The organism is Streptomyces sp. NPDC012825 (assembly GCF_042900925.1).
Lineage (GTDB): Bacteria > Actinomycetota > Actinomycetes > Streptomycetales > Streptomycetaceae > Streptomyces.
The window spans coordinates 37,687-51,826 of record NZ_JBIBBZ010000004.1; the positions used below are offsets into that span (position 1 = coordinate 37,687).

13 protein-coding genes are annotated in these 14,140 nt (G+C 72.6%); 7 read left to right on the top strand and 6 right to left on the bottom strand.

Annotation, left to right across the window (positions count from 1 at the left end):
• Positions 1-4: 4 nt before the first annotated feature.
• The 6 genes from ACFY7E_RS11755 to ACFY7E_RS11780 all read left to right on the top strand — a co-directional run bounded on the left by ACFY7E_RS11755 (position 5) and on the right by ACFY7E_RS11780 (position 6,374).
• Positions 5-1,477, top strand: coding sequence for an MFS transporter (locus tag ACFY7E_RS11755; protein ID WP_389483463.1), 1,473 nt, complete (start codon positions 5-7; stop codon positions 1,475-1,477).
• A 260-nt stretch (positions 1,478-1,737) separates the two neighbouring features.
• Positions 1,738-2,244 carry a flavin reductase family protein gene (locus ACFY7E_RS11760; RefSeq protein WP_389483465.1) on the top strand — a complete coding sequence of 169 codons (507 nt, stop codon included), beginning with the start codon at positions 1,738-1,740 and terminating at the stop codon, positions 2,242-2,244.
• A gap of 3 nt (positions 2,245-2,247) precedes the next feature.
• Positions 2,248-3,789 (top strand): FAD/NAD(P)-binding protein, encoded by a 1,542-nt coding sequence (locus ACFY7E_RS11765; protein WP_389483467.1) that lies wholly within the window; start codon positions 2,248-2,250, stop codon positions 3,787-3,789.
• 25 nt (positions 3,790-3,814) lie between these two features.
• A complete protein-coding gene (locus ACFY7E_RS11770) occupies positions 3,815-4,636 on the top strand; it encodes a class II aldolase/adducin family protein (protein WP_383445624.1) in 822 nt (273 codons plus the stop codon).
• On the top strand, positions 4,636-5,751 hold the full coding sequence (locus ACFY7E_RS11775) for a prephenate dehydrogenase (RefSeq protein ID WP_389483469.1): 1,116 nt from the start codon (positions 4,636-4,638) through the stop codon (positions 5,749-5,751). The genes ACFY7E_RS11770 and ACFY7E_RS11775 overlap by 1 nt, the downstream gene beginning before the upstream one ends.
• Positions 5,752-5,906: 155 nt before the next feature.
• Positions 5,907-6,374, top strand: coding sequence for a cupin domain-containing protein (locus tag ACFY7E_RS11780; protein WP_389483471.1), 468 nt, complete (start codon positions 5,907-5,909; stop codon positions 6,372-6,374).
• A 268-nt stretch (positions 6,375-6,642) separates the two neighbouring features.
• Here ACFY7E_RS11780 and ACFY7E_RS11785 read toward each other — a convergent pair whose 3' ends face one another.
• The 4 genes from ACFY7E_RS11785 to ACFY7E_RS11800 all read right to left on the bottom strand — a co-directional run bounded on the left by ACFY7E_RS11785 (position 6,643) and on the right by ACFY7E_RS11800 (position 9,610).
• Complete coding sequence (locus ACFY7E_RS11785) at positions 6,643-7,893, bottom strand: NAD(P)/FAD-dependent oxidoreductase (RefSeq protein WP_389483474.1); 1,251 nt, start codon at positions 7,891-7,893, stop codon at positions 6,643-6,645.
• The gene (locus tag ACFY7E_RS11790) at positions 7,890-8,087 is read right to left on the bottom strand and encodes a ferredoxin (protein WP_383445954.1); all 198 of its coding nucleotides are present in this window, start codon (positions 8,085-8,087) and stop codon (positions 7,890-7,892) included. The genes ACFY7E_RS11785 and ACFY7E_RS11790 overlap by 4 nt, the downstream gene beginning before the upstream one ends.
• A 55-nt stretch (positions 8,088-8,142) precedes the next feature.
• Entirely contained in the window at positions 8,143-9,060 is a 918-nt protein-coding gene (locus tag ACFY7E_RS11795) for a pyridoxamine 5'-phosphate oxidase family protein (RefSeq protein WP_389483477.1), read from the bottom strand.
• A 94-nt stretch (positions 9,061-9,154) separates the two neighbouring features.
• A complete protein-coding gene (locus ACFY7E_RS11800) occupies positions 9,155-9,610 on the bottom strand; it encodes a VOC family protein (RefSeq protein WP_383445948.1) in 456 nt (151 codons plus the stop codon).
• Positions 9,611-9,770: 160 nt separating this feature from the next.
• Here ACFY7E_RS11800 and ACFY7E_RS11805 point away from each other — a divergent pair, with 160 nt between their 5' ends.
• Positions 9,771-10,343 (top strand): CGNR zinc finger domain-containing protein, encoded by a 573-nt coding sequence (locus ACFY7E_RS11805; RefSeq protein ID WP_389483479.1) that lies wholly within the window; start codon positions 9,771-9,773, stop codon positions 10,341-10,343.
• Positions 10,344-10,391: 48 nt separating this feature from the next.
• On the opposite strand, the gene ACFY7E_RS11810 is transcribed toward ACFY7E_RS11805, so the two are convergent.
• Together ACFY7E_RS11810 and ACFY7E_RS11815 are read right to left on the bottom strand one after the other, a co-directional pair.
• Entirely contained in the window at positions 10,392-12,095 is a 1,704-nt protein-coding gene (locus ACFY7E_RS11810) for an AMP-binding protein (protein WP_389483481.1), read from the bottom strand.
• Positions 12,092-14,119, bottom strand: a complete 2,028-nt coding sequence (locus tag ACFY7E_RS11815; protein ID WP_389483484.1) for an FAD/NAD(P)-binding protein — start codon at positions 14,117-14,119, stop codon at positions 12,092-12,094. The genes ACFY7E_RS11810 and ACFY7E_RS11815 overlap by 4 nt, the downstream gene beginning before the upstream one ends.
• Between the last annotated feature and the right edge of the window lie 21 nt (positions 14,120-14,140).

Consider the following 14,140-nt stretch of genomic DNA (forward strand, 5'->3'; position numbering starts at 1 on the left):
GTTCATGGCAGCTTCCGGAGAAGTGCAAGTCGAGACGACGGCCCCGGACCAGAAGGAAGACCCCACGGCCGTCACCTCCTGGGGATTTCGCCAGTGGGGCCTGCTGGTGAGCGTCTGCGCCGCGTTCTTCCTCGACGCGCTCGACAACATCATGGTCGGCATCGCCGTCCCGCCGATCCAGGCGGAACTCGGGATGTCCACGGCGTCCGTGCAGTGGGTGGTGAGCGCCTACGTCCTCGGATTCGGCGGCTTCCTGCTGCTCGGCGGGCGCATGGCCGACCTCCTGGGCCGGCGGCGCATGTTCCTCGTCGGCGTGGCCGTCTTCGCCCTGGGCTCGCTCGTCGGCGGCCTGACCGACGAGGGCATCGTGGTGATCGCGGCGCGGTTCGTGATGGGCATCGGCGCGGCGTTCACCGCGCCGGCCAGCCTCTCCATCATCGTCACCACCTTCCCGGCCGGGGCCCAGCGCAACAGGGCCGTCGGCATCTACACCGCGTGCGGCGCCGTGGGCTACTCCACCGGCGTCATCGTCGGAGGCGCCCTCACCGAGATCAGCTGGCGCTGGACCTTCCTGCTCCCGGTCGCCGTGGCGGTCCTCGCCCTCGCCGGCGCCCTCGTGCTGGTGCCGCGCGACGTCAGGACGGACCGCGCCGAGCGCTCCTTCGACATCGCCGGCGCCGTCACCGTGACCGCCGCGATGCTGCTCCTCGTCTACAGCATCGTCGAGGCGCCCAACGCGGGCTGGCTCGCACCGCGCACCCTGCTGGTCTTCGGTGCCGCGCTGGTCCTCCTGGCGCTCTTCGTGGTCATCGAGCGCCGCACGGCGCAGCCCCTGCTCCGCCTCGGGCTGCTGCGCAACCGCGCCCTGGTGGGCGCGAGCCTGGTCGCCGCCTCCATCCTCGGCACCTACATGAGCTTCCAGTTCATCGGAGGCCTGTACCTGCAGTCCCTGCGCGGCTGGTCGCCGATGGAGATGGCCCTGGCGTTCCTGCCCATCGGCCTGCTCATCGCCACCATCGCACCGCGCGCCGGCAAGCTCATCGGCCGGTTCGGCGTCCAGTGGATGATCTTCATGGGCTTCGTCGCCTACACCGCCTCCTACCTGCTCTTCCTGCGGATCGACGAGACGTCCTCGTACCTGTGGGTGATCCTGCCGAGCATCCTGCTCATCGGAGTGGCGTTCCCCTTCTCCTTCCCCGCCGCCAACGTGCAGGCCACCACGGGTGTGGACGACGCCGAACAGGGCCTGGCGGCCGGTGTGCTGCAGACCGGCTACCAGGTCGGCGCGGCCGTCGTGCTCGCCGTGGTGACCGCCACGATGGCCGCCGACCACGCCGGAGGCGACCAGAGCACCGTCCCGCTCTCCGGCTACCACGACGGCCTGTGGGTGGTCACCGGCTTCTCGGTGGTGACCCTGCTGCTCACCCTGGTCGCGGCGCTGCGCGCCTCCTCGCGCCGCAAGGCGGCCCTGCGGTAGCGGCCGGCCCTCCCGGCACCGGGGCCCTGTTCCACTCCTCCCACCAGGAGTGGAACAGGGCCCCTTTTTCGTTCCGCTCGAATCGTCCGGAGATCCGGGCGTGGAACGGCCATATCCTGTGCGCACCACAGCAAATCCCGCACCGGAGTCATTTGTAGTGTTGCCGATATCAGCCCATGAACCGGAGGGAAATCATGACGGGCGAGATATCCGCAACACCTACGGCAACAACCACGGCGGAGAAAGACCTGCGTTCCGTCATGCGCCGATTCGCCACCGGCGTGTGCGTGGTGAGCACCTTCGTCGACCTGCCGGACGGGCGCCGGCACAACGCGCTCACCGTCAACTCGTTGACCTCCCTCTCGCTGGAACCGCCCCTGGTGTCACTGAGCCTGCGCCGCGGATCCGGCTTCCTCGCCGACCTGATGGCCTCCCGGCTGTGGGCCGTCTCCGTACTGGACGCCGACTCGGAGGACCTGGCCAGGATCTTCGCCCGTCCCGAGGAGGAGCGCAGGCGGGCGCTGGACGGCCTCCCCGCCGAACCGGGCCCGTCCACCGGCGCCCTGCTGCTCGACTCCGGGGCCTGGCTGGAGTGCCGCTACCGGAACCACGTGGCGGCCGGCGACCACGACCTCGTCATCGGCGAGGTCGTCGACCTCGGCGTACGGAATTCGGCCCGCAATTCGGCGCCCAATTCCTTCTCGCCGCTCATTTTCCTGCACGGCGGTTTTCACCGGATCGCCGCCCCGACGACCGGTGACAGGTGACCCATGGCTGGAATATCGATCGGTGTGATCGGTGGCGGCGCGTCCGCGGTCTGCCTGATAGACGCACTGGCCCAGGCGAAAGGCGGACCGGGAACCGTGACGGTTTTCGAGCCGTCGCCCCGCCTCTGGCGGGGGCGCGCCTATCAGGTCGACAGCGAGTGCATCAAGGTCAACGCGACGGCCGACGACATGTCGGTGCGCGCCGGTGACCCCGGCCACTTCGAGCGCTGGCTGGACGGCCGGGAGCGCCTCATCGGCGGCGGCCACGCCCCCGACGCCTTCTCCGGAGTGCGGTTCGCCCCGCGCACCGTCTACGGCGAGTACCTGGAGCAGACGGCCTACGCGGCCCTGGCCGAACTGCGCCGACGGGGCTGGCGCGTCGACATCATCGGCGCCGCCGTCACCACGGCGCGACGGACCGCCGGCCAGGTGCTGCTGGGCACGGAGCACGGCGACGCCGACGCCTTCGACTACGTCGTGCTCTGCGTGGGCGGCGACGGCCCCAAGGACGTGTACGGGCTCACCGGCGCACCGGGCTTCATCGCCGATCCCTACCCCGTCGCACAGGTGCTCCCGGCCGTGGACCCGGACGACCACGTGGCCGTCATCGGCAGCGGCCTGACGGCGGTCGACACCGTGCTCTCCCTCGTGGCGCAGGAGCACCGGGGGCCCATCAGCCTGCTGTCCCGGCGGGGCGCCCTGCCCGGTGTACGGCAGCGGCCCCTCCCCTTCGAGCCGCGCCACCTCACCCCGGAGCGCATGAGGGAACTCGGCCGCCGGAAGCCGCGGATCGCCCTGCGGGAGCTGGTGGAGATCGTCGGACGAGAGGCCCGGGAGGCCGGCGCGGACCTCGACGTGCTGTACGAGGAGATCACCGGCCTCGACAGGGAGGCCCCGGTCGAACGCCTGCGGCGCCAGTTCGCCGCCGTCGACTCGCCCGACCCGGGACTGCGCGTCCTCCAGCGCGCGGTCCCCGACATCGGCCCCGACGTGTGGCCGCTGCTGGGGGAGCGGGACCGGACACGGATCCTGCGCTCCCACTACCGCACCGTCATGAGCCTGTGCTGCCCCATGCCGCCGGACAGCGCGGCCCGGCTGCTCGCCCTCGTCGACGCGGGCCGGCTGGAGATCCGCGCGGGTCTGCGCACGGTCGAACAGCACCCCGGAGGCGGCTTCGACGCCGTCGTCACGGACGGGACGGTCCTCCACGCGCAGACCGTGGTCAACGCGGTCGGCGCCACCGGGGACCGCATCCCCGTACGGGCCCTGTCCCTGGTGACCGCCCTCACGGGCGACCGCGCCGTGAGCCCGCACCCGCACGGCGGGCTGCACGTGGAGAGGGCGACGAGCCGGTTCGTCACCGACGGCGTACCGGACCCCCGCCTGTACGGGCTCGGCACCATCGCCGCCGGGACGCTGTTCTTCACCTTCGGAGTCCCGTCCCTGGTCGACCGGAGCGTGGACATCGTCGACGCCATCCTGCGGCACGCCGAGACCGGGAACACCGCCCGGCCCCAGGGCGCGCTGCTGCCCGCCCAGCCATGACCGAGCACGGAGAAACGGAGTCGTCATGACCACGATCAGCGACACGACCACGTCCCGCGCCGCGTTCCTCGCGGACACCGCGACCGGCCTGCCCATCCCCGGCGACGCCGAGTTCGCCACCATGGACGAGGCCCGCCGCCACCGCAAGCAGCGCCTCGCCGCGGCCCTGCGCCTGTTCGGCAAGTACGGGTTCGGCGAAGGCATCTCCGGCCACATCTCGGTCCGGGACCCCGAGCACCACGACCGGTTCTGGGTCAACCCCTTCGGCGTGTCCTTCAAGCACGTCAAGGTGGCCGACCTGATCTGCGTGGACTCCACCGGCCGGGTCGTCGAGGGCCGGCACCGGGTCAACCCCAGCGCGTTCGTCATCCACTCCCGGATCCACGAACTCCACCCCGGAGCGACGGCCGCCGCCCACGGCCACACCGCGCACTCCCGCGCCCTGGGCGCGCTGGGCCGGCTGCTGGAGCCCATCGACCAGGAATCCGCCGCCTTCTACGGACGGCAGGTGCTGTACGGAGCGTACGAAGGGCCCTCCGTCTCCCTGGAACAGGGCGAGGACATCGCCCGCGAGCTGGGCGACAACCGCGCCATCCTGCTCCGCCACCACGGACTGATCACGGTCGGCGGCTCGCTGGAGGAGGCCGTGCACTGGTTCTTCACCTACGACAGCTGCGCCCAGGTCCAGCTGCTCGCCCGGGCGGCCGGCACTCCCGAGACGCTGACGCACGAGCAGGCGGTGGCCGCGGGGCTGGGCTTCGGGGACGAGCAGCTCGGCCGGTTCAGCTTCCAGCTGCTGTGGGACGAGATCGTCGCCGAACAGCCCGACCTGCTCGAGGAGTCGTGATGCACACGGCGGCGGTCGTGGGCACCGGCCTCATCGGTACGTCGATCGCGCTCGCCCTCAGCCGCAGCGGCGTCGCCGTCCACCTCCTCGACATCGACGAGTCGGCGGTCCGCACGGCCGCCGCGCTCGGCGCCGGCACGGTGGACGCCCCCACGGAGACCGTCGACATCGCCGTACTGGCGGTGCCGCCCAGCACGGTCGGCGACGTGCTCGCCGCCCAGCAGACACGGGCCCTGGCCCACGTCTACACCGATGTGGCCAGCGTCAAGGGACGACCGGTGCGCGACGTCCGGTCCCTGGCCGATCCGGTGAACTTCATCGGCGGCCACCCCATGGCGGGCCGGGAGCTGTCCGGCCCGCTCGCCGCGTCCGCCTCGCTCTTCGAAGGGCGGAGCTGGGTCCTGACGCCGACCCCGGCCACCACCACGGCCACCCTGAACCGCGCGCTGGAGGTGGTGGCCCTGTGCGGGGCGATCCCGGTCGTCATGGACAGCGAGTCCCACGACCGCGCGGTCGCGCTGGTCTCCCACGCCCCCCACGCGGTCGCCGCCCTGATGGCGGCGCGACTCGAGCACATGCCGCACGACGCGGCACGTCTCGCCGGCCAGGGACTGCGCGACGTCACCCGTATCGCGGGCGGCGACCCGGAGCTGTGGGCCGACATCCTGGCGCACAACGCCCCGGCCGTGGCCGACGTGCTGGCCGGCCTCGCCGACGACCTCCTCCTCGCCGTGGCCGCCCTGCGCGCCCTCGCCACCGCCGACGGCACCGTCGGAGGGACGGACGGCGCCGCCCACCTCGTCGACCTGCTCCGCCGCGGCGGCAGGGGACGGGCGCAGGTGCCCAGCAAGCACGGGCGGAAGCCCTCGCACACCGCACCGGTGCGCGTCCTCATCGGCGACCGGCCGGGCGAGCTGGCCCGGCTGCTGGCGACCGTCGCGGGCAGCGGCGTCAACGTGGAGGAGGTGTCGATCGACCACTCGCCCGGCGACCGCAGCGGCCGTGTCGAGCTCCTGGTCGATCAGGCGGCGGTCCTGACCACGGCACAGCAACTCGCCGACCAGGGGTGGAGCGTCCAGCCGGACACCGGCCGGTCCCTTCTGCGCCGCCCCTGAATCACGCCCGGTATTCGATTCCCGAATTGCCCCATCGGACAGGCGAATGGGGTCAACTCTTGTGGGTGACCCCATTCCATTTCTAGAATTCTTTCTGCAGCTGCAAGAATTGATCACCGGCGTCCGTTCGGCGGATGCCCAAGAAGGGGACGAGAATGAAGAAGATTGCTCTGTCGCGCCGTAGTGGGATTCTGGCGACCGCCGCCGCCGCGGTCGCCCTGGCCGGCGTCGCGTCCGTCGCCACGGCCAGCCCGGCCCACGACCTGACCGCGGTCACCACCGCCGAGGGCCGGTTCGGCACGCCGCACGACCTCCGGGTGAGAGACGTCACGGACGTCGTGGAGCAGACGCTGACCATCCAGCCCGGCGGCGACACCGGCTGGCACGTCCACCCCGGCCTGGTGGTTCTCACCGTGCAGAAGGGGACGATCGTCCGCAAGAACGCCGACTGCACCGAGGAGGTCTTCCCCGCGGGCAGCTCCTTCATCAAGCAGGGCAACGTCCCGCTGAACGGCGTGAACGAGGGCACCGAGCCGGTGGAGCTCCACCTCACCTACCTCAAGCCCAAGGGCACCCCGCTGCGCTACGAGCGCGAGGCCCCCAAGTACTGCAACTTCAACTGATCTCCCTCACCACCGGTTCCGCCGCGTCCGACAAGGACGCGGCGGAGCTTTTTTTGTTTTCCGGTCTTTTCCCGCCCTGCTTTCCGGACGTCGGCCGCCGGGCCCCCGGGCGCCATCGTCCCGGGAAATGAAAAAGCCCCCGAAGGGGCGGTGGATCACGGTGGAAAAAGAGAAAATGAGCGGAGCGGGACCGTACCCGGGGGATGTCGATACGGTCCGCTCCGCTCGGCTTTCGGACGGCCGTCGGCCTTCGGGCGGCGGCCGGTTCTCAGACGGCGGCCGGGGCTTCCGCCGCCGTCGCGGGGGCCAGACTCTCCTCCAGCGCACGGCGGTACGACGCGAGCCGGCCCGTCCGTCCGACGGTCAGCGCCCCGACCAGCCGGCCCGCGCGGTGGTAGCCGACCTCCAGCCGCCGGCCGGGCAGGTCGTACTCCACGATCCGCGCCTCGTCCGCGGCGGACGGCAGGCCCACCGAGCGGATCTTCGCGCCGTGCAGGTCCGACCAGAAGGACGGCACGGCCGTGAACGGCGTGGGCGTCCCTCCGTGTCCCCGCTCGGCGAGGAGCGTGTCGGCGGCGGCCGCGCCCTGCTCGACGGCGTTGGTCCAGTGGCCGAGCGCCAGGGGCTCGCCGTCGGCCAGCGGCTGGGGTACGCGCGCCACGTCGCCGGCCGCCACCACACCGGGCACGACCGAACCGTCGGCGCGCAGGACGCGCAGGCAGGGGTCGCAGTGGACGCCGCCGTCGTGGGCGACGCCGGAGCCGGCCAGCCAGCCGGTCGCGGGCACCCCGCCGAGCGCCAGGACCGCCAGATCGGCCGTGACCGCGGTGCCGTCGGAGAGGCGGACGCCGGTGAGGCGCCCGTCGGGCCCGGCGACGAAGCCCTCGACCGAGGTGCCGGTCCTCAGGTCGATGCCGGCCTGGCGGTGGAGGGCGGCGACATAGGTGCCCGCGGTGGTGCCGATGGCCCGTTCGAGGGGCTGGGCCGCCGCCTCGACGAGCGTGACGTCCAGTCCGCGCTCCCGCGCGCCCGCGGCGATCTCACCGCCGAGGAAGCCGGCGCCGATGACCACGAGCCGCTCCGCCGAGTCCAGTCCGGCCCGCAGGGCCAGCGCGTCGTCCCGGCCGCGCAGGGTGACGACGCCGGCCGGCGGCGGAGGCTGGGTGGCCGGCCAGCCGCGGGCGGCCGATCCGGTGGCGATGAGCAGCCCGTCGTAGGGCAGCCGCGTGCCGTCGGAGAGGGTGACGGTCCTCGCGGCGGGGTCCAGCCCCACCGCCGCCCGCCCGAGCAGCCAGCGGGCCTCCAGCCCGTCCGGTACGGGCAGTTCGACCCCGGGCGGCCGGTCGGCGTCGGTCAGGACGCGCTTCGACAGCGGCGGCCGGTCGTAGGGCATGTGCGGTTCGTCGCCCACGAGGGTCACGGTGCCGGTGAAACCCCGCTCGCGCAGGGTCTGCGCGGCCCGCAGTCCGGCGAGCGAGGCGCCGACGATCACCAGCCCGTGCTGGTCGCCGGTGGTCACGAGGCGGCCGGCAGGACGGTGATGGCGCGCACGGGGCAGACGGCCGCGGCCTTCTCGGCCTTGTCGAGCAGCGCGTCGGACGGGGCGGCCTCGTACACGAGGTAGTCGTCGTCGTCGAAGGAGAAGATCTCCGGCGCCGCGAAGACGCACTGCCCGTGGCTCTCGCACAGGTTCATGTCCACGGTGATCTGCATGGTCGCTCCGTAGGGGTGCCGTGATGGTCGTCGGTGCGTGCGGTGCGCCCGTGGGTCAGGCGACCGCGGGGTTGAAGCGCGAGTAACCGGGGCTGCTCCACCGCAGCGGCGAGGCGGCGGTGATCTCCCGTACGGCTTCGACGGAGAACTCGACCAGGCGCTGCGCGCCGGGCACCTTGGCGATCTCCTCGGCGTCCCACACGGTGCGCGCGGCGCCGGACAGATGGAGGGTGGTGCCCGTCTCCCAGTCCGGGACGAGGAGGCCCGCCGACGAGTTGAGCAGCAGGTTGCCCAGGGTCAGGAACATGGCGTTGCCGACGTAGTCGGGCCAGCGCAGCAGCGTGGGGGAGAGGACCTGGACGAAGCCGGGGTTGCCGCCGCGGTGGGAGGCGTCCGCGTCGCCGCGGTCGGAGGCGGTGGCGACGAAGAAGGTGTCGGCCGCGCGCACCGCGCGCTGCTGGGCCGGACTCAGTTCCGTGCCGTCGGTGGCGACGGGGGCCGGGGCCCCGCCCTCGCCCGGACCGATCCTGCTGTGGTCCCTCTTCTGGAGGTACTTGGGGCAGTTGGCGATCACCTGGTCGAGATCGACGCGCAGGCCGTCGCCCTGCCGGTGGGCCCGCCCGTTGATGCGCATCCGGCGCCGGGTGGCCGGCTCGATGGCGATCATCCCGATCCGGGCGCCCGAACCGCCGGTCAGGACCCCGGCCAGCGGATCGGCCGGCAGGGGCAGGGCCTCGACCACCAGGGTGCGGGGGTCGGGAACCTTGAGGAATCCCGGCTCGCCCGTCAGCTGGGTGGCCCAGAGGCGGCCTTCCGGGTCGGTGCCGCCCAGTACGATCAGCGGCTGCTCGGCGAGGAAGTCCTTCGCCACGGACGGAATGCTCTCTCCGATGCCACCGAGGGAGAAGTCCGCCTGCCGGGCGAGGCCGGCGCGCTCCTGCACCGCGATCTCGCCGCTGTGATAGGTGGCCACGACATGTCCTTTCCGAGCGTGCGGTTTCGTTCGACGGTCTGTCCGGGCGCCGGGCCTGTCCCGGTCTCCGGCGCCCGGACAGACGCGGGGCTTCCTAGAAGAAGCCGCAGGTGGGGGCGCCGGGGGTCGGGGCGTCGGCCGGGTCGGCGCCCGTGGGCGCGTAGATCTCCAGCCGGATGCCGTCGGGGTCGGTGAAGAAGATGCCGCCGGACGTGCCGTTCTCGCCGTGGGGGACGACGCCGTCGTAGTTGAACTCGGCGCCCAGCTCGCGCAGCACCTGCTCGGTGGCCTTCACCTCGTCCACGTTCTCCACCTGGAACGACAGGTGGTGCAGGCCCGGCCGGTCGGTGGGGAACGAGCCCGTGCTCTGCTGCCACAGCGCCACCAGCATCCGGTTGTCCCGGCCGAGGAACGCCCAGCGACGGTCGTCCTCCTTGCCCTCCGCCACCACCTCGAAGTCGAAGACGGCGCGGTAGAAGGCGAGGGAACGGTCGAGGTCGGTGACGTTCACTCCCACGTGACCGGTCTGCAGGGTCTTCGCCTTAGCCATGGTCCATCACATGCCTTCACTCATCGTCGCGAGTTCGTCTCGCAACCACTGAAAAGAACTTTAGGGGTTAGAAACCAAGAGTGTCAACCGTTGATCAACGGATGAGCAGTTATGGTGGGAGGGTGAACCAGCCCATACCACGAAGGAAGGACGTCGCACCGTGCCACCGACTCCGGGGGCCGACCCCCGCCCTCTGACCGACGAGCCGCTCGGCATCGACCTGCTCAACACGCGCTGGATCGACGCCGCCGGCTACCACGACCTGCTGGACTCGCTCGACGGACTGGCGACCTGGCTCGCCGCCCCCCTGGTGCGCCAGGCGCTCGGTGACCCGCCGGCCACGGCGGACCACGACACCCTGGAGCGGCTGCTCCGGGCGCGCGCGGCCCTCGACAGGGCGGTCGTGAACCCCCGGAACCCCGATCCCGACGCGGTCGAGGCCCTCAACGCCGTACTCGCGCACGGCCGCAGGGGGCACCTGCTGCGCTCCGACGGACCCGACACCTTCGTCGAAGTGCGCAACCCCTCCTGGCTGCCCGGGTGGCGGGCGGCCGAGGACTACCTGCGGCTGCTCGCGGAACGGCCGGAGCGGATCCGGCCGTGCGGCAACCCCGAGTGCGTCCTGCACTTCTACGACGTGTCCAAGAACGGCACGCGTCGTTGGTGCTCGATGGCCGGCTGCGGGAACCGGGTGAAGGCACAGCGCCACTACGCACGCCGAAAGAAGGCCTGACCGCCAGGGCCAGACCTTCTTCCGTACGGCACGACCCCGCGGGGACCGTCAGTCCGCGGGCGGCGGGTCGACGTGGAACTCCACGTCGCCCGCGCCCCGCTCCCTCAGCTCGGCCCGGCGGACCTTGCCCGAGGTGGTGCGGGGCAGGGAGGGCGTGAACTCCAGCACCCGGACCCACTTCTCGGGCGGCAGCTCGGCGCGGACCCGCGCCAGCACCCGCTCCGCGGTGTCCGGGCCCGCCGGGTGGCCGGGAGCGGGCACCACGAAGGCCTTGGGCGCCCACAGGCCGACCGGGTGGGGGACCGGGACGACCGCCGCGTCCACCACCGCCGCGTCCCGCAGCAGCACGTCCTCCAGCTCGCGGGGCGAGATCCGGTGGTCGAACGACTTGAACATGTCGTCGGCGCGCGACAGATACGTGAAGGAGCCGTCCGTGGCGCGGACCGCCAGATCACCGGTGTGGTAGTAACCGCCGGCCAGGGCCTTCGCCGTACGCTCCGCGTCGTCCACGTATCCGCGCATCAGGCCCAGCGGAGGGTCCGTCAGGTCCAGGCAGATCTCTCCCACGGAGCCGTCGGGGACCTCCTCGCCGGTCTCCGGATCGAGCAGGACGGCCCGGTAGCCGGGAAGCGCGAAGCCCATGCTGCCCCCGAGGGGGGTGCGGCCGGGGGGATTGCCGATCTGCCCCGTGGTCTCCGTCTGTCCGTACCCGTCGCGCAGGTCCAGACCCCACTGCGCGCGGACTAGTTCGATCAGGGAGGGCTCCAGCGCCTCGCCCGCCGCGACGGCTTCGCGCAGCAGGGCCGGCCTGGGCCCCAGACCGTGCGCCGCCATGCCGCGCCACACGGTCGGAGGGGCGCAGAACGTCGACACTCCGCGCGTGCGCAGGATGTCGAGGACGTCCGCCGGGGTGCTGCGCGCGGCGTCGACGGCGACGACCGTCGCCTCCGCGTTCCAGGGGACGAAGAAGGAGCTCCAGGAGTGCTTGGCCCAGCCGGGGGCGGAGATGTTCAGGTGCACGTCGCCCGGCCTGACGCCGTTCCAGTACATCCCGGACAGGTGCCCCACGGGGTAACTGACGTGGGTGTGCTCCACCATCTTCGGCCTGGAGGTCGTCCCCGAGGTGAAGTACCGGAACAGCGGGTCGTCCGCACGGGTCGGCCCGTCCGCGGTGAAGTCGGCGGCCGCCTCCAGGGACCGCGTGTACGGCAGCCATCCCGCCGCCTCGCCGCCCACGCTGATGCCCGTCCAGCCCCGGGGCCCGTCCCCCTCCACCTCGTCGAACCGCCCGGTCAGTCCCGCCTCGGACACGACGAACCGCGCCCTGCCCCGCTCCAGCCGGTCCGCGAGCTCCCTGGCGGTCGCCGTCGTGTACGTCGGGATGACGACCGCGCCCAGCTTGACGGCGGCGAGCATCGTCTCCCACACCTCCGCCCGGTTCCCCAGCATCAGCAGCAGCGGGTCCCCGCGGCGCACCCCGAGGGACCGCAGCCAGTTCGCGACCTGGTTCGAGCGCCGGGTCAGGTCCCCGAAGGTCAGCACCCGGTCGGTGTCCGCGGAACCCTCACCGACGAGGCGCAGCGCGGCCCGGTCCGGCCCGGCCGCCAGCGTGTCGAACCAGTCCAGCGCCCAGTTGAACTCCTCCGGGCGCGGCCAGCGGAACTCCGCCACCGCCTTGGCCAGGTCCTCGCGGTGCAGCAGCAGCACGTCCCTGGCCGCCCGGAACTCCTCCGTCGCCGAAGGGCGCGTCACGCCGCACCCCCGGGACGGGCGGCCGCCATGCCGGGCAGCTCCTCGGCACGTGCCTGGGCGGGGACGGAAGCGGCGGCGGGCACCGGCGCGGGCAGGGGACGCAGGACGTCCGCCGCGATCGCGTCGGCGTCACGGTAGAAGAGCGTGGCGACGCCGGGCCGGCTGCTGCCGACCTGGGTGAACCAGCGGGTGTGCTCGGTGGGGATGCCGAGGGCGTACAGATCGGGCTGCGCCGCGCCCGTGGCGTCCACCACGTGGAAGGGGCTGCCGGTCACCTCCAGGCCGCCGGTGACGTGCCTGCTGCCGCCCGGACCCTCGATCACGTACTCCCGGATCATCCCCTCCTCCAGGAGGCGGCGGGTCAGCGGAGAGGTGTCGCGCCGCAGGTCGGGCGTGGGAATGCGGGCGTCGATCAGCGTGTGGACCAGCCGCGCCGAACCCTTGACCTGCGGCGACTCCACGCGGAAGGCGCCGGCCGACTCGTCGGCCCCGAAGCGGCTGCCGGGGCCGGTCACCTCGACCACGCCCTGCTGGATCAGCGTCCGCAGCTGCTCGACCCGGTACATCGGCGGCCCTGCCGACAGCAGGGCGTTGACCGGCAGGAAGCGGCGGTGGAAGAACTCGGTGTGCGACTCGGGCAGCAGACCGCCGAAGTCGACCGCCTCGCGGACCATGTTGCGGATGTCCCGCAGCACGTCCAGGGCCGACTTGAGCGGCCCGTCCACCGTGCCGAGCGCGGCGGCCGCGAGGTCCTCGTCCATCACCTTCAGCAGCTGCCGGCGGAACTCCTCCGACGACTCGAAGCGGTCCTCGCCGAACGGGCGGGCGAGCGCGTCGAGGTCGACGGGCGGCACGTGGGCGAGACCCGACTCCACGAGCAGCGGGCCCGTGTCCTCCCCGGCGCGCAGCGCCCGGGCGTGCTGCTCGGCGAACTCCTCCGCGGCCTCGGGGCCCCGGGCGATGCGCACGTGCGTGAGGTAGTAGACGTGCTGGATCTCCTGGAGCAGCAGCGGCAGGACGTCCTCGGCGAAGTCGAGCTGCCCGGTGCCGCCCTCGGCACTGCGCCGCGCCCGGGCCGCCAGCAACACGTCGCGCGTCAGGAACAGCGCCTTGTGGCTGTAGGACGGCTCCTTCTGGTTGCGTCCCCGCGCCGGGATGGGCAGCCCGCTGCGCGACCCGACGACGATGCGGGGCTCGCGGCCGCTGGGCCGGTACTCCAGGGTGCCGTTCTCCCGGGTCCGGAAGACGCCGCCGCGGCCCACGGTCAGCGACAGCATCACGTCGTAGAAGGAGAGCCCGATGCCCCTGATCCCCACCGCGCTGCCGGCCGGTATGTTCTCCTCGCCCAGCGGCATGTCGGCCGCCGAGTCGCCGCACAGGTAACGGGTGCCGGGGGTGCGGGCGGTGAAGTCGAGCATGTCGCGCTCGAAGTCGTCCGGGGCGTTGAACGGGTGGCCGGTGGCCAGGACGACCCGGTCGGCCTCCAGCAGGTGCGGGGCCGTGTCGAGGGTGAGCAGGTAGCCGCCGCCGTCGCCGGGACGCAGGTCGGTGACCCGGCCGGTCACGGGGGCGAGTTCGACGTGGTCCGGGAGGGCGTCGGCGATGGTCCGGTACACGGCGGCGAGGTAGTGGCCGTAGGTGACCCGGGAGGCGTAGTCGTCGGGCCCCAGCGGCTCCTCGCCCGGTGCGGTCTGCTCGGCGATCCACTGTCCCAGCGACGGGCCCGCGCCGGGCCGGGCCGGGCCGCCGTCGGGGTCTCCGGAGTACATGGTCACCTGGCTGATGACCGTGTTCATGGTGAACCAGTCGTCCTGGTCGGTGCGCCACACCCGGCCGGCACCGACCTCGGTGGCGTCGATCAGGTGGACGCGCAGGGGCCGGGGCGGCCGGCCGGCCGTGGCCTCGGCGGCTTTCGCCTCCGCGGTCGCCCGGACGGCGAGCCGCTCCAGGACCGAGATGCCGCGCGGGCCGCTGCCGACGACGGCGATGACGAGGGGACGCGTATCGGATGTCTGTGCGGACACAGGAGCTTCCTAAGCAGTGGG

Coding starts and splice junctions, on each gene's coding strand:
- ACFY7E_RS11775 (WP_389483469.1), top strand. CDS start 4,636: ATGCACACGGCGGCGGTCGTGGGCACCGGCCTCATCGGTACGTCGATC.
- ACFY7E_RS11760 (WP_389483465.1), top strand. CDS start 1,738: ATGCGCCGATTCGCCACCGGCGTGTGCGTGGTGAGCACCTTCGTCGAC.
- ACFY7E_RS11755 (WP_389483463.1), top strand. CDS start 5: ATGGCAGCTTCCGGAGAAGTGCAAGTCGAGACGACGGCCCCGGACCAG.
- ACFY7E_RS11790 (WP_383445954.1), bottom strand. CDS start 8,087: ATGCAGATCACCGTGGACATGAACCTGTGCGAGAGCCACGGGCAGTGC.
- ACFY7E_RS11800 (WP_383445948.1), bottom strand. CDS start 9,610: ATGGCTAAGGCGAAGACCCTGCAGACCGGTCACGTGGGAGTGAACGTC.
- ACFY7E_RS11770 (WP_383445624.1), top strand. CDS start 3,815: ATGACCACGATCAGCGACACGACCACGTCCCGCGCCGCGTTCCTCGCG.
- ACFY7E_RS11765 (WP_389483467.1), top strand. CDS start 2,248: ATGGCTGGAATATCGATCGGTGTGATCGGTGGCGGCGCGTCCGCGGTC.
- ACFY7E_RS11780 (WP_389483471.1), top strand. CDS start 5,907: ATGAAGAAGATTGCTCTGTCGCGCCGTAGTGGGATTCTGGCGACCGCC.